Genomic DNA, 22,694 nt, shown 5'->3' on the forward strand with positions numbered 1-22,694 from the left:
AGCGACACCGCGGGGCGGTGCGGCTGGGATGACAGGAGTGAGCGGTGAAGAGAGAATGAATGCCTCGATGGGTGAGGTATGTGGTTGGAAGATTGTTATGGTGACAATAGAGTGAAAGTGTTATGACGTAAGGAGTGATGGTGGTATGATGCTGGGTAAGTATTTTAAGAAGACGGTGTTTCGGAAGGAGCACACGGCGGATGGGGTGGTGCCGGAGGCGCCGCAGGGGATTTTGAAGAAGTGTAATGCTTGTAAGGGGGCTATTTTTACGGAGGATGTGAAGAGGAATCTTTATATTTGTCCGAAGTGTGGGAATTATTTTCGGGTGCATGCGTATCGGAGGATTGAGTTTCTTCTGGATGATGGGAGTTTTGAGGAATGGGATCAGGGGATGACGGCGGGGAATCCGCTGGGGTTTCCGGGGTATGAAGAGAAGGTGAGGGCTCTGCAGGAGAGAACAGGACTTACGGAGGCTGTTGTGACTGGTAAGGGACGGATCAACGGGATGGAGACGGTGATCGGGGTCTGTGATGGCAGGTTTATGATGGCCAGTATGGGTGAGGCTGTTGGGGAGAAGATTACGCGGGCGGTGGAGAGGGCGACGAAGCTCTCGCTGCCGGTGATTTTGTTTGCGTGCTCGGGAGGGGCGCGGATGCAGGAGGGGATTGTTTCTCTGATGCAGATGGCGAAGACGTCGGCGGCGCTGAAAAGACACAGTGATGCGGGGCTTTTGTATGTGAGTGTGCTGACGGACCCGACGATGGGCGGCGTGACAGCAAGCTGGGCGATGCTGGGGGATATTATTCTGGCGGAGCCGCATGCGCTGATCGGGTTTGCGGGACCGAGGGTTATTGAGCAGACAATAGGACAGAAACTGCCGAAAGGATTCCAGCGGGCGGAGTTTCTGGTGGAGCATGGGTTTGTGGATCGGATTCTGCCAAGAGAAGAGGCGAAAGAGGTGCTGTCGGAGATTCTGCGGATGCATGGGAAAGATATCGAAGTTTCCTCGGAAGTGCTGACTTTGGGGGATGGAGACGTGAAGCGGTCTTTGGTAGCACCAGAAACGGGAGAGAAAACATCGGCTTGGGACTGTGTGCAGAAAGCGCGGAAAAAGGACCGACCGGTGGGAGAAGATTATATTCGGGAGCTGTTTCCTGATTTTATTGAGTTTCATGGTGATCGACTGTATGGCGATGATGCGGCGATCATCGGCGGTATTGCATCGTTTGACGGCACACCGGTCACGGTCATCGCCGAGGCGAAAGGCGCGGATACGAAAGAAAACATCCGCCGCAATTTCGGCATGCCGTCCCCGGAGGGCTACCGCAAAGCCCTGCGTCTGATGAAACAGGCCGAAAAATTCCACAGGCCTGTTATCTGTCTCGTAGACACCCCAGGCGCCTTCTGCGGAATGGAAGCCGAAGAACGCGGCCAGGGCGAGGCGATTGCGCGGAACCTGTATGAAATGTCAGCGTTAAAAACGCCGGTTCTTTCTATTGTCATTTCAGAAGGCGGCAGCGGCGGTGCACTGGCACTCGCCGTGGCGGATGAAGTGTGGATGATGCAGAATGCCATCTACTCCATCCTGTCGCCGGAGGGATTTGCAAGCATCCTGTGGAAAGACGGCAAACGCGCGCCGGAGGCCGCCGAGGTGATGAAGCTGACGGCGGGGGATTTGAAGGAACTGGGAATTGTAGAAGAGATTGTGGAAGAGCCGGGGGAGTTTACGGTGGACACAATGCCAGTGGTGTGTGAAGAATTGAGAGGCAAAATTCTGAGATTCCTGGAAAAGTATGAGAAGATGGATGGGGAAGAACTGGTAGAGGAGAGGTATCGGAGATTTCGGGATATGTGAAAAGAAGATTTTGACATATTCTGAAATGCATGATATTATGATATTGAAAAGAGTGCTACCGATAGACGGTTAGTCCATATTTATTGGTTTATGTAAGAATAGTCGCCAAAGTTTGCAGGACTGGGCGGCTATTTTTGTGATTTCGCAGTATCTTTGCCGAAGTTGTATCCAAGGCTAAAGCAGGTTAAGCCGAAACTTACAACTGCTATGAAGTCGATAATACTCATGGCTTAGCCCTCCTTTCCAAGGAATTCCCATATAAAGGGTTTCTATGTAATCGGAGAGTCACAGTCCCTCCGTAGAAGGACTAACCGCCTACCGTTATGGCAGCACCCGTATATTGAGTATAACAGTTTCTTGTAGTCCATTCAACAAAAATATGATTGAAATGCAGAATAAAAATATACGGATTTTAGATATACAAAATAAATAGAGGATTTGAAGGGAGGAATAACTAATTGACGTTGGCGGAATTTATGGTAAGATAGAGGGGCAGAATAAGAGTGCGGGAAATATTCTGCGGGTTCAGACGAAGGTCTGTGAGTTGAAAAACATTTTTGAATAACTGTTATGTAAAAAGCATTGGAAAATAATCTGATGCTTTTTATATTTTAGACTATTTAAGAATTATTCAATAATATAAACTTTACATTATTGAAAACTTATAAAAATATAATTTGTATTGCATGTTAGTAGAAAAGGTGATATAGTGAAAATATAAAAGAAGAAGCTATCAGATATTGGCAGTATCGGATAACTTCTTCAGGTAGAAAACTGATTCAATTTAGAAATAAGATCTAAAAAGAATAGTAAACTACGAACATATACTATTCTATACGTTATTTTCTAATTTGTAAAGTCTTCTATAATTTTAGAGTAAAAAATACTCTAACACACAAAGGAAGAATTACAAAATCTAAAAATCTTTGTAAATTCCCAATGTGAAAATAAAAATCAAATTGATACTAAGGCAGAAATGCGATTTAAGAGGAGAGGTGGTAAAAAGGATTTTGAATAGAATTATTTGACATGTCAAAGTAGAAAACGATGAGGTATAAACTAAATATATGATCGAACAAAAGTTTGAAAATATATTGCGCTACAGGTCGGAGTCTGCTATAATGTGGTAAAAATGAATAAAAAATCAGAACTTGACTCCGAAAAATAAACAAAATAGACAAAAGGAGAAAGTGATGAATAATACAAACGAAAATAAAACAAGTGACATTTATCTTGCACATGTGGATTTTGAAACAGGCCGTACCCAGAGCTTTCAGGAACATACAGATAATGTAACATCATATGCAAAAAGCATTTGTCCTATGGGAGAGATTCAGAAACTTGTCGAGGCGGCCGCACTTTTTCATGATGCGGGGAAACTCTCTGATGATGTGCAGAAAGATTTTCAAGATATCTTGAAAAAGGGGGATCAGGCACACCGAAACGATTTGGATCACTCAACCGCAGGTGGACGGATGCTATGGAAAATGATGCGGCAGAAAACAGCAGCAGAGCTGTTAAGTACAGTTGTGTACTCACATCATGGAATCAGCGACTGTATTGATTTTGAAAGCGGGTGTACCTTACAGGAACGCAGAGCGGAAAAAGAGTGTCAGGAAGACATTGTGAAGGAAAGATTTTTTCAGATCTTTGATAAAGAGAAAATCCAAAAAGTGTGCGAAGCAGCAGATGCACAATATGTTCAGATTAATAAAAAAATAGGAATGTTTGTGCGAAAAAGCACAAAACAAAATCGTCATTGTGGAAATGGATATTTTTATATTGGAATGTATTTCAGAGTATTGCTTTCTATGCTGCTTGACAGTGATTGGACAGATACGGAAAAATTTTTTCAGAATGAAGAATTGAAACAACGTATTTCAAAGAAAGAAATACAGAAAATATGGCAACAGAGTATACAATGTTTTGAGAACTATCTTAATCATGAAATTCGAAACAAGGCAGAAAATGGCCAGAGTCTTCAGGCAGTCCGGCAGGAGATTTCTGAGAGGTGCTATGAAGAGGCAGAAAAAGAAACGAGACTGTATCGTCTGACAGTACCAACGGGAGCTGGAAAGACATTAAGTAGTTTGCGCTTTGCACTGTATCGTGCCGAGCGGACCCAAAAACAGCATATTATTTATGTTGCCCCATTTAACAGTATTTTAAGCCAGAATGCCGATGAGATCCGGAGAGCAGTTGACGATCCGGATATCGTACTGGAACATCATTGCAATGTGATTCTTTCGGAGAAAAAGCAGGAGAAAGACTATAAAAAACTGACAGAAACATGGGATGTGCCAATTATTATGACATCAGCTGTACAGGTATTGAATGTACTTTTTTCGGGACAGAAAAGAGATATCCGCAGAATGCATACCTTATGTAACAGTGTGATCATTTTTGATGAGGTACAGGCCATTCCGAAGAAGTGTATGGAACTTTTTAACTTAGCAGTAAATTTTCTTACCAATTTTGCGGAATCGGATGTTGTATTATGTTCAGCTACCCAGCCATCCATTAAAGATTTGAAAGAGAATAATTTAAGTGAATGCATGGAGATGACGGAAATCATAGAAAAGTATGAAGAAGCCTTTCGAAGAACGGATATCGTAGATTTGACAGAAACAGAAGCGTATCCGGGCGGAATGGAAATTGAGGATCTCTGTGATTTTACGTTGCAGCAAGCTGAGACATTTCGAAATGTGCTGGTCATAGTAAATACAACCGAATGTGCAAAACAAGTATATGAAAAGATAAAAAGCAGCTGTTCAGACGAAGATCAAGTTTTTCACCTGAGCAATAAACTTTGCCCGCAAAATAAAGAGGACACGTTGGAAACGGTCCATGCGGCATTACGAAAAAATAGAGAATCCGGATATACAGGCAGAGTGATCTGCATCAGTACACCGGTTGTAGAAGCGGGTGTAAATTTTTCTTTTGGCTGTGTCATTCGATCAAAAGCGGGATTGGATCATGTGATCCAGGCCGCTGGAAGAGGAAATCGCCACAAGGAGTATCCCTGGTTTGGAAAGATTTACATTGTACAATTGACAAACGAGGCCGAAAGTCTGGAAAAGCTGCCAGAGATACAAGAAGAACAAAGAGCAGTACAAAAATTATTAGAACAATTTCGAAGTAAGCCTGAAATTTTTGAAAAAAGATTAGATTCGTCGAAAGCGATAGCGATTTATTATCAGTATTACTATCAGGTGCTGCAGGCTGATATCACGAAATTTCCGGCGAAAAATTATAAAACGACCTTGCTAGAAATGCTGGGAAAAAATTGTCCGGGAAGAAAACAATATTGGCATAAGTTTGAACAAGAGTATAAGGGGGGAATGGCACAGGCATTTGCAACGGCAGGAAAAGAATTTGAAGTTATTTCTAATGATTATAAGATTCCAGTTGTGGTTCCCTATAATGATGAGGCCAAAAAACTGATTGCAGCATTTGTCGGAGCAGATGGTGAGTATTTACCTTGGGAGGAAAAGCAGAGGATGCTGCGGGAACTGCAAAAATATACGGTTGGAATTTCAGAAGTGCAGAAGGAATGTCTTAATAATGCAATATATCAAATTAGTGATGAAGAAATACTCGCGTTGAGCGAAGGGTATTACAGCAATGAAGTTGGTGTGTTGGAAGAACCGCAGATGAACTTTGAGAACTATTAAACATATTGGAGGTGGTACAATGGAAAAACATGCGAATACCATAGAGTACGAGGTGTATGGGAACTATGCATTGTTTTCTGATCCGGTGGTGCGTGTTGGAGGCGAAAAAACAAGTTATTCAATTCCAACTTACGAGGCATTGCGAGGTATTACGGAAAGCATATTTTGGAAACCCACGATCTTTTGGGTAATTGATGAAATTCGCGTTATGAACCGGATTCAGACGGAAACAAAAGGTATTCGTCCTATTAAATACAATGGCGGAAACGAACTGGCATACTACACGTATTTAAAGGATGTGCGTTATCAGGTACGTGCTCATTTTGAATTTAATGAGCATCAGGTCAACATGGTACAGGATAGAAATGAGCGAAAATATCAGTGCATGTCAGAAAGAATGGTAAAGAGCGGAGGCCGGAGAGATATTTTTCTTGGAACAAGAGAATGTCAGGCATTTGTGGAACCGTGTGAATTTGGCAGTGGAGCAGGATATTATGATGATATGGAAAAAGATATAGATTTCGGTTTCTCTTATCACGGAATTACTTATGCGGAAGAAGCCGTTTTGTCGGAGGATCAGGGAAAAATGACGGTAAGATTCTGGGAGCATCCGACCATGACAAGGGGAGGCTACATCGTTTATCCCCGTCCGGAAGAGTGTACAATCAAACGTCATATACGAAAAATGCAGCCGAAAATATTTGAAAATATCGAGAAAGAAGAACATGAAAAAAGGGAGGTGAAAGATACGTGAACTGGGGAAGAGAAGCACTGGATTTGTACGAAAAAAATCTGAACAAGGTAGGAAAAATAGAATATCGTGGTGAATTTCCCTATACGCTGCTTCCAACATTCCACTCAACGGCAACGGCACAGATTACGGTAACCATTGATGAAGAAGGTAACTTTTTACATGGCGAACAGGTTCCTGCAAATGATAAATTTACCATTATTCCGGTTACAGAAAAATCAGGAAGCCGAACATCTGGAAAAGAAGCCCATCCCCTGTGTGATAATTTAAGATATCTGGCGGGCGATTATCCGCTTTATGTGGCGGACGATGGAAGCTGTTTTGAAATTTATATGGAACAATTAAAAAAATGGTATGAGTCAAAATTTTGCCATGATAAAGTAAGAGCAATTTATTATTATCTGCAGAAGAAAAGTTTGATGCATGATTTGATTGAACAGAAGGTATTGAAGCAAAATGAAGATGGAACGCTGGCAGAAAAGGAAACGATTCAGGGAATTGATCAAAGTAAAGCGTTTGTGCGATTTATTGTGCGCTCTTTAAGTAATCCACTGACAGAAACAGTTGATGAATGCTGGAAAGATAAGACCTTATGGGAAAAATATCAGCAGTATCAGCGGTCTATGGAAGGGGAAAAGGGACTTTGCTATTTAAGTGGAAAAAGAGAAAGTATTTCCTATCTACAGCCAAAGAAAATCCGAAATGAAGGAGACGGCGCGAAACTGATTTCTTCAAATGATAAGGATAATTTTACGTATCGTGGTCGATTTACAACGAAAGAAGAGGCATTTGCAATTGGAAATGAAACATCCCAGAAGGTTCACAACGCATTGAAATGGATTATCCGCAGACAGGGAGGCACATATGATACCATGGTGTTTGTTACATGGGAAACAGCGGAGGATTCAGCAGGAGAATTAGAAGTTCAATGGGACTCGGATACGGAGCATATTATATCTGAATTTGATGAATGGGATACCGGACTGGAAGATCCGGAGTTTGACACCAATGCGATCGGAGCGGAGCTGTTTCAGAAGGCGATGAGTGGGTATCGCACGCTGCAGAACGAGGAAAAATGTCCCACGACCATGAAATATATGGTGTTATTAGGAGTCGATGCAGCAACACCGGGGCGCCTGGCAGTCGTGGAAGCAAAAAAAATTGAAGAAACGCGATATTTAGAGAATATCAGAAAATGGCACAAGGACTGCTGGTGGCGTCATGAAAAATGGAGAGACGGAAAAAGAATTGTTTATTATGGCATGGTTGGAGTAAAGGAGATAGCGGATCTTTTATTCGGAATAGAAAATAATGGAAGTATTACCATTGTAGATGGAAACAGCAAAAAACTTTATGCTGAGGTTGCAAAGCGTATCTTGCCATGTATCTGGGATGGGCAGAGAATACCAGCTGATTATGTGGAAAGGGCGATAAATAAGGCATCTAATCCATTGGCATATAAAGAACGGAGAAACTGGGAGCAGATTTTGCAGCTTGCGTGCTCCATGGTTAAAAAAAGAAGAAAAGAACTTTATAAGGAGGAATGGAAAATGGCGGTAGACAAAAATTGTACAGAAAGAGATTACCTGTATGGAAGATTGCTTGCTGTAGCAGATCGAATTGAATATCGGACTTTTGATATGGATAAGGACAGAAGCAGAATTACAAATGCAAAGCGATACATGAATAATTTTTCGCAGAGACCGTTTGAAACCTGGAAAGTTATTGAAGAGAATATTCAGCCGTATTTGAACAAATTGCCAGTGCCGGAACGAAGATTTTATGAAAATCTGCTGGACGAAATCGAGGACGCATTTGAAAGTGTAAACGATTATCAGGAGAATAAACGTTTGAGCGGCTTATATTTACTTGGATTTCACAGTCAGTCCTGTGCGCTGAGAACTTACAAAACAGAGAAAACAGAGGAGGAATAAAGAAATGAGCGAATTAAAAGGAAAAATTGATTTTACATTATTTGTGAGTGCAACGAATGCAAATCCCAATGGAGATCCACTGAACGGAAACCGTCCGAGAATTAATCTGGATGGATATGGGGAAATTTCAGATGTCTGCATTAAACGAAAAATCCGAAACCGCCTGCAGGATCTGGGACAGAAAATTTTCGTGCAGTCAGATGACAGAACGGACGACTCATTCAAGAGTCTGAAGGAGCGCGCAGATGGTTGCGAGGAGCTTAAAAAACAGATGGGAAATAAGAAAGATGCGAGCAGAGATCTCTGCGCACAGATTGCATGCAGGGAGTGGATCGATGTGAGAGCATTTGGACAGGTTTTTGCATTTAAAGGAATTCCAGTATCCTTTGGCGTACGCGGTCCGGTGTCGATTCATCAGGCAGTAAGTCTGTCTCCGATTGATATCATGAGTATGCAAATCACCAAGAGCGTAAACAGCGAGGCCGGAAAAGAAGGAAAGGCATCTGATACGATGGGAACGAAACATAGAGTTGGGTTTGCTGTATACAAGGTGATGGGAAGTGTCAATGTGCAGCTCGCGGAAAAGACGGGCTTTACCCAGGAGGATGCTGAGATACTGAAAGAAGCACTCATGACATTGTTTGAAAATGATGCATCGTCAGCACGTCCGGAAGGAAGTATGGAGGTATGCCGGATGTACTGGTGGCAGCACGAGGAAAAAACACCGGCTATTTCGAGTGGAAAGATCCAGAGAGGATTTGACTGGAATAAAGATTTAGATCATCCGAGAAGCTTTAAGGATTATGATATTACCTGGAATGTAGAAGGATGCAGAGAACCGGAGATTTTTGATTTTGTCTAAAGATACGGTCGTTTTCCGTGAGGGGTGAATTGGAATGTATGATGAGGATGATTATCTGCAGTTGTCAGGAATTCAACATTTTGCATTCTGCCGGCGCCAATGGGCACTTGCATATATCGAGATGCAGTGGCAGGAGAATGTCCGCACGGTAGAGGGAAAGATTCTTCATGAAAATGCACATAATCCGGGTCTCAAAGAAAAAAGAGGAGATCTGCTGATTGTGCGTGCGATGCCGGTTCACTCCTGCGAAATGGGAGTGAGCGGCGAGTGCGATGTGGTGGAATTTCATCGGGTGAAAGAGGGGATTTCACTGCATGGAAAAGAAGGATTTTATCGTGTAGTGCCAATAGAATATAAGCGGGGAAAACCAAAAGAAGGAGAAGAGGATATCCTGCAGTTGGCAGCGCAGGCGTTTTGTCTGGAAGAAATGCTGTGTTGTGAAATCGAGTATGGATATCTTTATTACGGTGAAGTCCGCAGACGCCATAAGGTAGAATTTGATAATGCAATCCGGGAAAAAGTGAAGCAGATATTTGCAGAAATGCATAAGTATTATGAACAACAGTATACACCGAAAGTAAAAATAAGCAGGAAATGTAATGCATGTTCCTTGAAAGATATTTGTCTGCCGGTTTTAAATAAGAATAAATTGGTTGCGGAATACATTACCAAGAGAATGCAGGAAGAGGAAAATCTATGAAAAGATTGCTGAATACCTTGTATATTACTTATGGAAATCGTTATCTTTCACTTGATGGGGAAAATGTCGTAGTAATGGAGGATAAAAAGGAAATAGGAAGAATCCCTTTACATAATTTACAGGCGATCGTGACCTTTGGCTATACAGGAGCGAGTCCGGCATTAATGGGGGCGTGCGCGCAAAGAAACATTGAATTATCCTTTATGTCCGGAAATGGTCGTTTTCTGGCGAGAGTCAGCGGAGAAGAAAAGGGAAATGTGACACTGCGAAAAACACAATACCGCATCAGTGAGAAAAAAGAAGAAAGCGTCAAAATAGCAAAGAATTTTATTCTTGGCAAGGTCTATAATGCCAGGTGGGTGCTCGAGAGAGCCGCCAGAGATTACAGTATGCGGCTGGATGCAGAATTGCTTAAGAAAAAATCAGCTTTTCTGGGGCAGAGTATGAATAAAATCAGAGAATGTGAAGATGCTGGAACACTTTTAGGACTGGAAGGAGAAGCTGCATCGGTATATTTTTCCGCTTTTGATGAACTTATTCTGCAGCAGAAAGAGGATTTTTATTTTCATGGAAGAAATAAGAGACCACCGTTAGATAATGTGAATGCGATGCTTTCGTTTGGATATTCTTTACTGGCAGGAATGTGCGGCGGGGCGCTGGAAGCAGTGGGCCTGGATTCATATGTTGGATTTTTCCACACAGATCGTCCGGGACGAATGTCATTGGCGCTGGATCTGATGGAAGAATTTCGTAGCGTTATGGTAGATCGGTTTGTTCTGACACTTATCAACAAGAGGATTATGAAGCCAGAATATTTTTTAACTAAGGAAAACGGTGCCGTTATTATGACGGAGGAGGGACGAAAAGCCTTTCTTAGTGCATGGCAGGGAAAAAAACAGGAGATGATTACGCATCCATTTTTAGGCGAAAAGATCGAGTGGGGAATGGTTCCATATGCACAGAGCATGCTGCTGGCACGTTTCCTGCGAGGGGATCTGGATGAATATCCGCCATTTTTGTGGAAGTAGGTGATTTTTAATGCTGGTGCTGATCACATATGATGTAAATACACAAACCGTAGCAGGCAGAACGCGATTGCGCAAGGTAGCAAAAGAATGTACCAATTACGGCCAGCGAGTCCAAAATTCTGTCTTCGAGTGCCAGATGGATGCGGCTAAGTGCCGACAGGTAAAAGATATACTAGAAAAAATCATAGATAAAGAGACCGATAGTTTGCGGTTTTACTATTTGGGTGAAAAGTACAAAAACAAAGTAGAACATGTTGGTGCAAAAGCGGTATTTGACGTGATGGACACACTGATTCTGTAGTGCGAATGCCAAGTGCACAGAAAAAAGCAGGAAGATTCGCACTTGAAATTTAAAGGATTTTTGCTGAAAAGATAGAATTTGGGGGAGGAGGGAGATGAAATGAGGAAGAAAATATAGAGATATTGAATAAGCATAGCCGCGATTTAGAAGAAAAATTTGTCTAAATTTGCCGTCGCCCTCCGTGAGGGCGTGAGTTGAAATAAAAAACGAATGTTGTCTTGATATTTAAGTATAAAGTCGCCCTCCGTGAGGGCGTGAGTTGAAATGCCGGAGCATACGAAAACAATCGTCAAAAGCGGTCGCCCTCCGTGAGGGCGTGAGTTGAAATGTAAGCGTGGTGTTGCTGGAAGGATGGTTCGTGTTGTCGCCCTCCGTGAGGGCGTGAGTTGAAATTTAAACCTTCCTACTTGAACAGTGCGGGGGCATCGTCGCCCTCCGTGAGGGCGTGAGTTGAAATGCCCGATTGCTCGTTGAAATGGAAGAGGGGGGGGGGTCGCCCTCCGTGAGGGCGTGAGTTGAAATATCAAGTCGGCGAGGAGAGGACAACCCAGAACGGTCGCCCTCCGTGAGGGCGTGAGTTGAAATAAACGGAATCCTTGCGACGTACTACGGGAATTTGTCGCCCTCCGTGAGGGCGTGAGTTGAAATGAAGGTGACCTGTGAACTGCTGAAAGACAGCGCAGGTCGCCCTCCGTGAGGGCGTGAGTTGAAATGACAGGATAGACACAATGTGCTAAGATCTGAATGTCGCCCTCCGTGAGGGCGTGAGTTGAAATCTCTTTCCATTCAGGGCGAAACGGTGGCAGATATGTCGCCCTCCGTGAGGGCGTGAGTTGAAATGACGACGTTTACAACGCTTTGCATCCTGCTTTGGCGTCGCCCTCCGTGAGGGCGTGAGTTGAAATGGCTTTGGAGGGGCGGAAGAATGAAAGAAACGAGTCGCCCTCCGTGAGGGCGTGAGTTGAAATAAACTGCTGCCGACCATTCCAGATGGTCGAAAAAGTCGCCCTCCGTGAGGGCGTGAGTTGAAATGTCTTTCAGTAGCCGGATCCGGCGGAATTACCTGTCGCCCTCCGTGAGGGCGTGAGTTGAAATGTTGAAAGAAAAAAAGGAGAAAAAATAATGGCAAAGTCGCCCTCCGTGAGGGCGTGAGTTGAAATGACCTTCTTTATAACTACTGCTGGGATCCGTTTACGTCGCCCTCCGTGAGGGCGTGAGTTGAAATATAATTCCATTCTGTAAGATACCGCTCCTGCTCCGGTCGCCCTCCGTGAGGGCGTGAGTTGAAATAAGAAAGAGAGACAGAGCAGTGAACGAATTTTTAGTCGCCCTCCGTGAGGGCGTGAGTTGAAATACAGCTACGCCGTATCCTCCGTACGATGTAGGTGGTCGCCCTCCGTGAGGGCGTGAGTTGAAATACTGGTGACTGGCGGAATGCTTGGCAGAGCGTCAAGTCGCCCTCCGTGAGGGCGTGAGTTGAAATATCATCTCCTTTTAATAATCCGAAAAATTCTAAGTCGCCCTCCGTGAGGGCGTGAGTTGAAATTGAAAAGTATATGGGGGATGATCTCCAGTCAATGGGTCGCCCTCCGTGAGGGCGTGAGTTGAAATAATCACGATAGAAATAAAGTGATCGGAAGAATCGTCGCCCTCCGTGAGGGCGTGAGTTGAAATATCCCGGGAAGGGAACAGGGCATCGTGCTGGATGTCGCCCTCCGTGAGGGCGTGAGTTGAAATGATGCGTCCCCACACAACCGGCCCGATTCCTTTGTCGCCCTCCGTGAGTTGAATCTTCAAACATTGGCGGAATTATTTAGAGTATGATGTATCACACTTCGTGAGTTGAAATAACAGCAGTTATTCCGCAAGCAGAGGAGCGTTCTCAGGAGTGAAATGTGTTTGACACGAAAGGCAAACAATGTTAATCTATAACTAAAGTAAGCGACAACTAACCGCTCATGTATTCGCAAGAACCATGAGCGGCTATTTTTCTATTTTAATATTCGGTGAGAAAGGAGGAAAATTATGAAGAGTCCATTTAAAATATTTTGGATCGTACTCGGTTTTCTGTGCCTGGGATTTGGTACCATCGGCATTGTGCTTCCGATTCTGCCGACAGTTCCATTCTATATGGCAACCCTGTTCTGCTTTGCGAAAAGTTCGGAACGGCTGCACAGCTGGTTTATTGGGACCCAATCATATAAGAAGCATCTCGACAGCTTCGTACAGCATCGGGCGATGACGGTAGGAACGAAATGTAAAATTATCGGGATGGTAACGGTTGTGATGGCGATCGGCTTTTTTGCTATGAAGAATGTGCCGATTGGAAGAATCTGTATTGCTGTGGTATGGATGTGCCATATTTTGTATTTCTTCCTGCGGGTCAAAACCGTAAAAACAGAAGATCATATCCTAGGAGAAACAAAATGAACAAAGTAGAAAAAAAGCGGCAGAAAGAACAGTACGTCGTGGAAGAGATGATCCGCCTGTACTGCCGGAAGAACCATGGAAAAGAGGGGCATGCATCCGGCGGGATGTGTCCGGAATGTCAGAAATTAGCGGACTATGCAAAACAGCGGAGCCAGAAATGTCCCTTCATGGAACAGAAAACATTCTGCGCAAACTGCAAAGTACACTGCTACAAGCCGGAAATGCGGGAAAAGATCCGCGCCGTTATGCGGTTTTCGGGGCCGAGGATGCTGCTGTATCATCCGATTTTAGCTATCTGGCATTTAATCTGCAGCATGAGAGAGAAGCGAAAAGCAAAAGCATAAAAGAGAGGTACTTATGATTAAAACAAGACTGGTGGGGCTGCTGTCCCACGCGAAAAAGTATATCGTGTACACGATTCTGTGGCAGTGGGCGGCGCTTCTGTCGCAGGTGATCGCGGTATTTACGGTTGCCGATCTGCTGGAACGGGTCGTGTATGGTGCGGTAACGGCAGCGGCTGTGAAACGGACGATTTTTACACTGGCAATTGTTGTTGTGATCCGCTTTTTCTGCGAGCGGATGGGCGCGCGGTCGTCGTATCTTGCGTGTGTGGATGTGAAACGGATTCTGCGTGAGAAAATTTATGAGAAAATGCTGAAACTGGGGGCATCCTACAGCGAACAGGTATCATCCTCGGAGGTCGTACAGGTATCCACGGAAGGCGTGGAGCAGCTCGAAACCTATTTTGGAAAGTATCTTCCGCAGCTGTTCTACAGCCTGATTGCGCCGCTCACCTTGTTTGTGATCCTCTGCCGGGTGAGCATGAAAGCGAGCGTGATTCTTCTGATCTGTGTGCCGCTGATCCCGATTTCGATTGTGGTTGTGCAGAAGATTGCGAAGAAGCTTCTGAACAAATACTGGAGCATTTACACCGGCCTTGGCGATTCCTTCCTTGAAAATCTGCAGGGTCTGACGACATTAAAAATTTATCAGGCCGACCAGCAGAAAGCCGACGAGATGGATGTGGAATCCCAGAACTTCCGCCGGATCACGATGAAAGTTCTGACGATGCAGCTCAACTCAACGAGCGTGATGGACATCGTAGCATACGGCGGCGCGGCGGTTGGCATGGCGGTGGCGGTATCGGAATTTCTGAAAGGAAACCTCACCGTGTCCGGCACGCTCTGCATTGTGCTGCTGGCGAGCGAGTTTTTCCTGCCGCTTCGTCTGCTCGGATCATTCTTCCACATCGCGATGAACGGCATGGCGGCGAGTGACAAGATTTTCAAAATCCTCGATCTGCCGGAGCCGCAGACGGGAGAGCGGACGCTGCCGGACGGACCGCTGGATGTCGTGTTGGAGGATGTACATTTTTCCTATGAAGAGGACCGGGAAATCTTAAAAGGCATTGACCTGACGCTCCCGGCGGGCAGTTTTGTATCACTGGTCGGCGAATCCGGCTGCGGAAAGAGTACGATCGCGGGTATCCTTGCGGCAAAGAACCGTGGATATACAGGGCGCATCACCCTGGGCGGTGTGCCGCTCTCGGAAGTCGCTGAGACGGATCTGATGAAGCACGTTGTTCTGGTCCGCCACAATAGTTACTTATTTAAAGGAAACGTAGAAGAGAACCTGCGCATGGCGAAACCGGATGCGACGAAGGAGGAGATGGAGGCGGTTCTGCAGAAAGTCAATCTGCTGGGATTCTTACAGACACAGAACGGACTGCAGACAGAGCTTCTCGAAAAAGCAGGAAACCTCTCCGGCGGCCAGTGCCAGCGTCTTGTGATTGCGCGGGCGCTGCTTCGGAGCGACAGTGCGGTGTATATCTTTGATGAAGCCGCATCGAATATTGATGTCGAGAGTGAAGAGATGATCATGAATGTGATTCATGAACTCGCAAAGACGAAAACGGTATTGCTGATTTCCCACCGCCTTGCGAACGTCGTACAGTCAGATCAGATTTATTTCCTGAAAAACGGTACCATCTGCGAGCGTGGAACGCATGCGGAACTGATGGAACAGAACGGCGCATACCGGCATCTGTACGACAGCCAGATGGTACTGGAAAACTATGGAAAGCAGGGGAATGCATGATGCACGAGAAGAAAAATACAGCAAAACGCAGAAGCGCCCTCCGGATTATGGGAAGCCTGATCGGGCTGGTGAAGCCATTGCTTCATATTATGATGGCGGCAATTATTCTTGGAACAATGGGATATTTATGTGCGATCTTCCTGACGATTCTGGCAGGACAGGTCATCGTGCATGGCTTACTGACGGGCGCGGCAGGGACGAGCCTTTCGGTGCAAAACATGTGGCTTGTACATACCCCGGTAAAAACGATACTCACGGTGATGATCGTGATCGCGGTGCTGCGCGGCATTCTGCATTATGCGGAGCAGTACTGCAACCACTTTATTGCTTTTAAACTGCTGGCGATCATCCGCCATAAAGTGTTTGCAGCTTTGCGGAAGCTCTGCCCGGCGAAGCTGGAAGGACGGGACAAAGGAAATCTGATTTCGATTATCACAACCGATATCGAACTTCTGGAAGTATTCTATGCGCATACGATTTCCCCGATTGCGATTGCAGCATTAACTTCTTTGATTATGGTATGCTTCATTGGAAGATACCATGTTCTGGCAGGGCTGCTTGCACTTGCGGCGTATCTGACGGTCGGCGTTGTGATCCCGATGTGGAACGGAAAGCGCGGAAGCCAGAAAGGAATGGAGTTCCGGACAGGCTTTGGCGAGCTGAACAGCTTCGTGCTGGATTCCCTGCGTGGCCTCGACGAGACGATTCAGTACGGACAGGGCGAAAAACGGAAAGAGCAGATGTCAGGGCGGTCGAAAGAACTGACTTCTGTGCAGGAAAACTTAAGCCGCATGGAAGGCTCCCAGCGGTCTGTCACCAACATGGTGATTCTTCTGGCATCGTTCGGCATGCTGGCACTGACGATCTATCTTTACACGAAAGGCGGGATCGGATTTGAGGGAGTCCTGACCTGCACAATCGCGATGATGGGTTCCTTCGGCCCGGTCGTGGCGCTGTCCAGCCTGTCGAATAACCTGAATCAGACGCTGGCAAGCGGCGAGCGTGTGCTTTCCCTTCTCGAGGAAGCGCCGCTGGTGGAAGAAATTCCGGGAGATGCGGCATCCGGCGGTGACCACGCATTTGCAGGAGCCGAGGCGCAGAATGTAACGTTTGCCTACGAAGACGAGACGATTCTGGATCAGTATTCGCTGAAACTGGAACCGGGAAAAATCACCGGCATCCACGGCGCGAGCGGTTCCGGAAAATCGACGATCTTAAAACTTCTGATGCGCTTCTGGGATGTCCAGACGGGGCGCGTTTCCGTGGACGGAGCCGATGTCCGCGAAATCCCGACGAAGTATCTGCGCGATATGGAAAGCTATGTGACGCAGGAGACACATCTGTTCCACGATTCGATTGCGAACAACATCGCTATTGCAAAACCCGGCGCGACGCGGGAAGAAATTATGGAGGCGGCGAAGAAGGCGTCCATACATGATTTCATCATGACACTGCCAAACGGCTACGACACCGAAGTCGGAGAACTCGGCGATACGCTGTCCGGCGGAGAAAAACAGCGGATCGGTATCGCGCGGGCATTCCTGCATGACGCATCCATGATCCTGCTGGACGAGCCGACATCGAATCTTGATTCCTTAAATGAAGGAATTATTCTGAAATCCCTGAAAGAATCGGCAGAAGAGAAAACCATTGTGCTCGTATCGCACAGAGTGTCCACGATGAACGTCGCGGATGTGGTATATGAAATGGAAAATGGCCGGATTTCCTGATTTTACAGCACTTGACAGAGAAAAGACGATGTGCTACACTAACAGTCGTTAAAGAAAAAACAATTAAATATCGATGTGTAAGGTGTCGGACATGCGTGTCCGGTGAAAAGGGAAGCAGGTGTGAATCCTGCACGAACTCGTCACCGTATTTTGCAAGCAGGGGAATGATCCACTGGGAAACCGGGAAGGAGACCGATGCGCTGGAGTCAAATCCTGAAGCAATGAGCCGGGAGACCTGCCTTTCGCAGTACAGGAACGTTACGTTCGTGCCACGAGGAACTGGCAGTACAAAACAGGAAAGCGGACATTTGCCCCACAGCGGGTGAGATGGTTTTCTTTGTGATGAAAATACTGGAAGCCCCTCGTTGAAAAACGAAAGGGCTTCTTTCTATTTACGCGGGCAACGAGCCAAAGTCCGTGCTTGCACGAGACCTTAGCGACTGCCGCGATAACTTGAGAAACTCGCGGAGCGTGTTTCTCATAGTTTGAAATGTAAAACGTCCCCGATATTGGTTGTTGCAAAGATACCAGCAAATGGGAGGAAAACAAAAATGAAAAAGAAACTTGTAGTCGCTTTAATTTCAGCAGCTATGGTAACATCTATGCTCGGCGCATGCGGAAGCAGCAACGCATCCAGCAGCAGCGCAAGCAGCACAGCAACAAGCAGCGTAAGTGCATCTTCCGCATCTGAGGAAGACACCACAGCAGCAAGCAGCAGCGTAAGCGCATCTTCTGCATCTGAAGAGGTATCCGCAGATGCAGACCAGGAGGCAGCAGATAAAGTGGCAGCTTTGATTGACGCAATTTATGTACAGGAAAGAAATGATAACACCGACGAGCAGTGCAAAGAAGCAAAAGAGGCATGGGATGCCCTGACAGACGCACAGAAAGAACTCGTAGAAGGTGAGAACGCAGATCCGGATTACTTCGGAAGAGACACAGGGGATGCTTCCAAGGATGATCCGTTAAACGGAGACGAGATCGGCGAGAATGAGCTTCTGGTTGTAAGCTTTGGTACTTCCTTCAACGACAGCCGTGCTGAGGATATCGGAGGCGTTGAGAAAGCTCTGCAGGCTGCATATCCGGACTGGTCCGTAAGACGTGCCTTCACTGCACAGATCATCATCAACCATGTACAGGCCCGCGATGACGAGAAGATCGACAACGTAGATCAGGCACTGGAAAGAGCTGTAAGCAATGGCGTGAAAAAACTGATTATTCAGCCGACTCATCTGATGCACGGCGCAGAGTACGACGAGCTGAAAGAAGCAGTAGATAGCTATAAAGATAAATTTGAGTCCGTAACCATCGCAGAGCCGCTGCTTGGCGAGGTTGGAAGTGACGCTACCGTAATCAACGAGGACAAACAGGCCGTTGCAGAAGCAATCACGGCACAGGCAGTAAAATCTGCAAATTATGACAGTCTGGATGCAGCAGCAGAGGACGGCACTGCTTTCGTATTTATGGGACATGGTACTTCCCACAATGCAAAAGTAACTTACAGCCAGATGCAGACACAGATGGATACTCTTGGATACAAAAACGTATTCATCGGAACCGTTGAGGGCGAGCCGGAAGAGACCGCCTGCGAGAATGTGATCGAGGCAGTAAAAGCAGCCGGATACAAGAAAGTAATTCTTCGTCCGCTGATGGTTGTTGCAGGTGACCACGCAAACAACGATATGGCAGGCGAGGATGAGGATTCCTGGAAGAGCCAGTTTGAGGCATCCGGTGCATTCGATGAGATCAACACTCAGATCGAAGGTCTTGGAAGAATTGATGCTGTTGAGCAGCTGTATGTACAGCACACCAAGGCAGCTATGGACGGCAACGGCGTTCAGGACGATGCTGAATAATTAGGGGTTGTATTCCGAACGTAAAATAGAGTAAAATAAGATCCGGCAGTACGGCTGAAGAGACTCAGTGTGCTGTCGGATTTTAAGTTGAGCGGATGAAAAAGATCCGCTTCAAGGTGATACAAGGAGGAATTTTATTATGAGAAAAAAATTGGCAGTTCTTTTTCTTGGAGCAGCACTGACTGTATCCATGCTCGGCGCATGTGGCGGAAAGGATGCAGCGTCATCTTCTGCATCTGCAGTATCTGCGTCTTCTGCGGCAGACGCATCTTCCGCTTCTGTACAGGATGCATCTAAGGCAGAGAGCAGTACATCCACATCAGATGTTTCAGCAGAAAGCGCATCGGCAGCGGAGACTGCAGGAGAAAGCAGCGCATCAGAGCTGGAAGACGGTACGTATACGGCAGACTTCAATACAGACAGCAATATGTTCCATGTCAATGAAGCAAAAGAAGGAAAGGGTGTCCTGACGGTAAAAGACGGAAAAATGACCATCCACGTCAGCCTGGTATCCAAAAACATTGTCAATGTCTTTGTGGGAACAAAAGAAGAAGCACAGGCAGACGGCGCAGAGCTGATCGAGCCGACCACAGATGAGGTAACGTATTCTGACGGAACCACAGATGAAGTGTACGGCTTTGATATCCCGGTAGAAAAACTGGACGAGGATTTCAATGTTGCGATCATTGGTAAAAAAGGAACCTGGTATGATCATGTAGTCAGCGTATCCAATCCGGTACCGCAGGAGTAATCCCGGAAGAAAACAAAAGATATCCACAGAAGGCGAACCATTTTGCACCGTCTGTCCACAGAAATTGTGGAAAGAGAGGGGAAAAGCGGTTCGCCTTTGTGGATATCTTTTCTTATTTTTCCGGAAACAGTTTGCGGAACAGAAAACGGATGAAGGGTCCGCAGTACATGAGCTGCCAGAAGAAGGCAACCGGGAAGTTTAAAAACGTGGTCTGGAGCCAGACAGCAACGAATTCCTTTCCGGCATTTTTAAACAGCAGCGTTGCAATAAAACTCATAATCGGACACATAATAGCAATAATCATAATGGAAATTGCCAGCGTGATTACGATCGGACGATCCTGCGGTGTTACCATGCAAAAAGCTAATTTGTGAGCCAGATGATCCACGAGGAAAAACTCGAGGATAAAAGCGGCCGGCCACATGATTATCATCTCGTGAAACGCCATCAGAAAGACCTGATTTGTCATTCCGCCGATGTTCATGGAAATGTTGTAGCAGATCATGGCATAGACCATCAGAAAGGACATCATGAGGGTAAATACAACGTTTTGAAATTTTGTTTTTGGCATCGATTGTTCTCCTTTTCTTTGCAATTTTGAAAAATGGGCGCAAAAAAGACACATGTGTTGTTCGTTAACCAAGCAATGCACTTGTGCCGTTTCCAATCTGATACCAATCTTTTCTGCAGTTTTTAATTTTGAACCGTCGATTATTATAACGTCTCTGGCGGCGTTTGGCAAGAGGAAATTGAGAAATTTTTAAAAAAGACAGATAAACAAGAAAATTCGATGCGTGCTGGAAGCACGGTTTGGCGAATGGTGCGGGGAACGGCACCGGCGGGAAAAAGAATGGATTGCGAAACGGGAGCGGGATTGCTACAATAGAACATAGTGAAAACAAAGAGAAAACGCAAAAGGAAATCAATATTATGTCAGAGATCAGAAAAATCGAAAACTTTGCGGCGCCGGAGCTCGACGTGTATGCGCGTCTTTCAGAACCGCAGTTATTGCACTATTATGAACCGCAGCCAGGCCTTTTTCTTGCGGAGAGTCCGCGTGTCATCGAGCGTGCGCTGGATGCCGGATATGAACCGGTTTCGTTCCTTGCCGGAAGCGCAGAGCTTGCCGCAAACGAAGCACTCTTTGCGCACTGCCCGGACGCGCCGGTCTATACAGCAGAGACGAAGGTGCTGGAACAACTCACAGGCTTTGCCCTCACGCGCGGCATGCTCTGCGCGATGCACCGCCGCACGCTTCCGGCTATGGAGGAAATCTGCCGGAATGCCCGCCGCGTGGCGATTCTGGAAAATGTCGTGAACCCGACGAATGTCGGTGCGATTTTCCGTTCTGCCGCCGCGCTTGGCATCGATGCCGTGCTTCTCACATCAGGCTGCAGCAACCCGCTGTACCGCCGCGCCATCCGCGTGAGCATGGGAAATGTCTTCCAGGTCCCATGGACCGTGCTGCCAGGCGGCAGTTACTGGCCGGAGCAGGGAATTGCTGCACTGCAGGAACTTGGATTTTATACCGTTGCGATGGCATTAAAAGAAGACTCCGTTCCGATGGATGATCCGTCGTTGAAAACGCATGAAAAGCTCGCCATTCTGCTCGGAACCGAGGGTGACGGACTGGCAAGTGATACGATCGCTGAAACAGATGCAACCGTGCTGATTCCGATGACACACGGTGTGGATTCACTGAACGTCGCTGCGGCGAGCGCTGTCGCATTCTGGGAGCTGGCGGGAAGAAGATAAAGATGTTCCGTCGGTACCGGAGATTACGGAATAAAAATAGGATCAGAGATAGATTTTCGGGATGCATATTTTGATGCATCCCTTTTTGAATTTATGAATTTTGAAATTCCTTCCGATACATCTGCGGCGTACATCCCACTTTGCTTCGGAACTGCCGGTTGAAGTTGGAAAGGTTGCGGAAACCATTGTCGTACGCGATTTCGGACACACTCCGCGTCGTACTGCGCAGCGCCTCGCAGGCGGCTTTGATCCGAAGCTGTGTCAGATATTCAACGGCCCCGAGTCCGAAGGTCTGCTTAAAACAGCTCATAAAATAGCTTTTGCTCAAATGCGACAGCCTGGCAAGTTCCTCTATGGTAATCGGGTCGGCGAAGTGCTCCTGGATATAGGCGAGCACAGGCCGCAGGTTTTCAGCAGCCGCAGGCATGGCGGGACGATCGGTGCAGAGTTCCGGCGATGCGGCGAGCAGATAGAAGAAGCGGAGCAGCTCACTTTTCAGCAGAAGATCGGAGACAGCAGAGTTTTCACGGATGCAGCGGAAAATCTGATGGACGGATGCAGAAAGTGCAGCATAACCGGAATGTTCGGGTGAAATCGGTGCCTGGATGCGGCGCCGGGCGGAGAAAAACGGCTGCAGAATTTCCGTGTAGCTGCGGTCGTCATACCCGCCGATCAGCATATTCTGGTGGAAAACAATCGTATCATAAAACATCGACTCCTGCTCGGCGGGCAGAATGGCATGTACGAGGTTCGGCTGAATCAGAAAAATATCACCGGCATGCGCCGTAAGCAGACGGTCCTCATACTGAAAATACCCCGTTCCGCGTTTGATATAATTCAGCTCCATCTCCCCGTGCCAGTGCAGCGGTACGCCGGGAAAATAGTCGGGCATCCGGCAGTCATAATAACTGTAGGGAACCTGCATGGAGCCGTGCTGGCGTTTTTCTTTCGCAGCAGAAAGCATCATAAA

The 22,694-nt window shown here is 46.4% G+C and carries 17 protein-coding genes, 1 CRISPR repeat array and 1 riboswitch; of the genes, 15 read left to right on the plus strand and 2 right to left on the minus strand.

Going from position 1 to position 22,694, the window contains the following annotated elements; translation table 11 throughout:
* Positions 1 to 145: 145 nt before the first annotated feature.
* The 14 genes from DW743_RS06585 to DW743_RS06650 all read left to right on the plus strand — a co-directional run bounded on the left by DW743_RS06585 (position 146) and on the right by DW743_RS06650 (position 19,969).
* Positions 146 to 1,855, plus strand: a complete 1,710-nt coding sequence (locus DW743_RS06585) for an acetyl-CoA carboxylase carboxyltransferase subunit alpha (RefSeq protein ID WP_117760995.1) — start codon at positions 146 to 148, stop codon at positions 1,853 to 1,855.
* 1,193 nt (positions 1,856 to 3,048) lie between these two features.
* Positions 3,049 to 5,529, plus strand: a complete 2,481-nt coding sequence (cas3, locus tag DW743_RS06590; RefSeq protein ID WP_117760997.1) for a CRISPR-associated helicase Cas3' — start codon at positions 3,049 to 3,051, stop codon at positions 5,527 to 5,529.
* A 19-nt stretch (positions 5,530 to 5,548) separates the two neighbouring features.
* Positions 5,549 to 6,283: a type I-C CRISPR-associated protein Cas5c gene (gene cas5c, locus DW743_RS06595; RefSeq protein ID WP_117509538.1), complete on the plus strand. Its 735-nt coding sequence runs from the start codon at positions 5,549 to 5,551 to the stop codon at positions 6,281 to 6,283.
* Positions 6,280 to 8,214, plus strand: coding sequence for a type I-C CRISPR-associated protein Cas8c/Csd1 (gene cas8c / locus DW743_RS06600; RefSeq protein WP_117760999.1), 1,935 nt, complete (start codon positions 6,280 to 6,282; stop codon positions 8,212 to 8,214). The genes cas5c and cas8c overlap by 4 nt, the downstream gene beginning before the upstream one ends.
* A gap of 4 nt (positions 8,215 to 8,218) precedes the next feature.
* On the plus strand, positions 8,219 to 9,076 hold the full coding sequence (gene cas7c, locus DW743_RS06605; RefSeq protein ID WP_117761001.1) for a type I-C CRISPR-associated protein Cas7/Csd2: 858 nt from the start codon (positions 8,219 to 8,221) through the stop codon (positions 9,074 to 9,076).
* Between the two features lie 34 nt (positions 9,077 to 9,110).
* Positions 9,111 to 9,776, plus strand: coding sequence for a CRISPR-associated protein Cas4 (gene cas4, locus DW743_RS06610; protein ID WP_055264944.1), 666 nt, complete (start codon positions 9,111 to 9,113; stop codon positions 9,774 to 9,776).
* Positions 9,773 to 10,804, plus strand: a complete 1,032-nt coding sequence (gene cas1c, locus DW743_RS06615; RefSeq protein ID WP_117761003.1) for a type I-C CRISPR-associated endonuclease Cas1c — start codon at positions 9,773 to 9,775, stop codon at positions 10,802 to 10,804. The genes cas4 and cas1c overlap by 4 nt, the downstream gene beginning before the upstream one ends.
* A gap of 10 nt (positions 10,805 to 10,814) precedes the next feature.
* A complete protein-coding gene (cas2, locus tag DW743_RS06620; RefSeq protein WP_117761005.1) occupies positions 10,815 to 11,105 on the plus strand; it encodes a CRISPR-associated endonuclease Cas2 in 291 nt (96 codons plus the stop codon).
* Positions 11,106 to 11,276: 171 nt separating this feature from the next.
* Positions 11,277 to 12,842: a CRISPR direct-repeat array (repeat unit 30 nt; unit sequence GTCGCCCTCCGTGAGGGCGTGAGTTGAAAT).
* 288 nt (positions 12,843 to 13,130) lie between these two features.
* Positions 13,131 to 13,535: a YbaN family protein gene (locus DW743_RS06625; RefSeq protein WP_117761007.1), complete on the plus strand. Its 405-nt coding sequence runs from the start codon at positions 13,131 to 13,133 to the stop codon at positions 13,533 to 13,535.
* Positions 13,532 to 13,879, plus strand: a complete 348-nt coding sequence (locus DW743_RS06630; protein ID WP_022462170.1) for a nitrous oxide-stimulated promoter family protein — start codon at positions 13,532 to 13,534, stop codon at positions 13,877 to 13,879. The genes DW743_RS06625 and DW743_RS06630 overlap by 4 nt, the downstream gene beginning before the upstream one ends.
* A gap of 13 nt (positions 13,880 to 13,892) precedes the next feature.
* Positions 13,893 to 15,632: an ABC transporter ATP-binding protein/permease gene (locus tag DW743_RS06635; RefSeq protein ID WP_117761009.1), complete on the plus strand. Its 1,740-nt coding sequence runs from the start codon at positions 13,893 to 13,895 to the stop codon at positions 15,630 to 15,632.
* On the plus strand, positions 15,632 to 17,362 hold the full coding sequence (locus tag DW743_RS06640) for an amino acid ABC transporter ATP-binding/permease protein (protein ID WP_117761011.1): 1,731 nt from the start codon (positions 15,632 to 15,634) through the stop codon (positions 17,360 to 17,362). The genes DW743_RS06635 and DW743_RS06640 overlap by 1 nt, the downstream gene beginning before the upstream one ends.
* A 63-nt stretch (positions 17,363 to 17,425) precedes the next feature.
* Positions 17,426 to 17,619, plus strand: a riboswitch (cobalamin riboswitch).
* 294 nt (positions 17,620 to 17,913) lie between these two features.
* Positions 17,914 to 19,218 carry a sirohydrochlorin cobaltochelatase gene (locus DW743_RS06645; protein ID WP_117761012.1) on the plus strand — a complete coding sequence of 435 codons (1,305 nt, stop codon included), beginning with the start codon at positions 17,914 to 17,916 and terminating at the stop codon, positions 19,216 to 19,218.
* 139 nt (positions 19,219 to 19,357) lie between these two features.
* A complete protein-coding gene (locus DW743_RS06650) occupies positions 19,358 to 19,969 on the plus strand; it encodes a hypothetical protein (RefSeq protein ID WP_022462174.1) in 612 nt (203 codons plus the stop codon).
* Between the two features lie 112 nt (positions 19,970 to 20,081).
* Here the strand turns inward: DW743_RS06650 and DW743_RS06655 are convergent, their stop codons facing one another.
* Positions 20,082 to 20,540, minus strand: coding sequence for a DUF2798 domain-containing protein (locus DW743_RS06655; RefSeq protein ID WP_022462175.1), 459 nt, complete (start codon positions 20,538 to 20,540; stop codon positions 20,082 to 20,084).
* Between the two features lie 359 nt (positions 20,541 to 20,899).
* Between DW743_RS06655 and DW743_RS06660 the strand changes: the two genes are divergently transcribed.
* On the plus strand, positions 20,900 to 21,724 hold the full coding sequence (locus DW743_RS06660) for a TrmH family RNA methyltransferase (RefSeq protein ID WP_022462176.1): 825 nt from the start codon (positions 20,900 to 20,902) through the stop codon (positions 21,722 to 21,724).
* A 91-nt stretch (positions 21,725 to 21,815) separates the two neighbouring features.
* Here the strand turns inward: DW743_RS06660 and DW743_RS06665 are convergent, their stop codons facing one another.
* Positions 21,816 to 22,691, minus strand: coding sequence for an AraC family transcriptional regulator (locus tag DW743_RS06665; protein ID WP_158568545.1), 876 nt, complete (start codon positions 22,689 to 22,691; stop codon positions 21,816 to 21,818).
* Positions 22,692 to 22,694 lie beyond the last annotated feature (3 nt).

Source organism: Blautia sp. AM28-27 (genome assembly GCF_003480905.1).
Lineage (GTDB): Bacteria > Bacillota > Clostridia > Lachnospirales > Lachnospiraceae > Fusicatenibacter > Fusicatenibacter saccharivorans.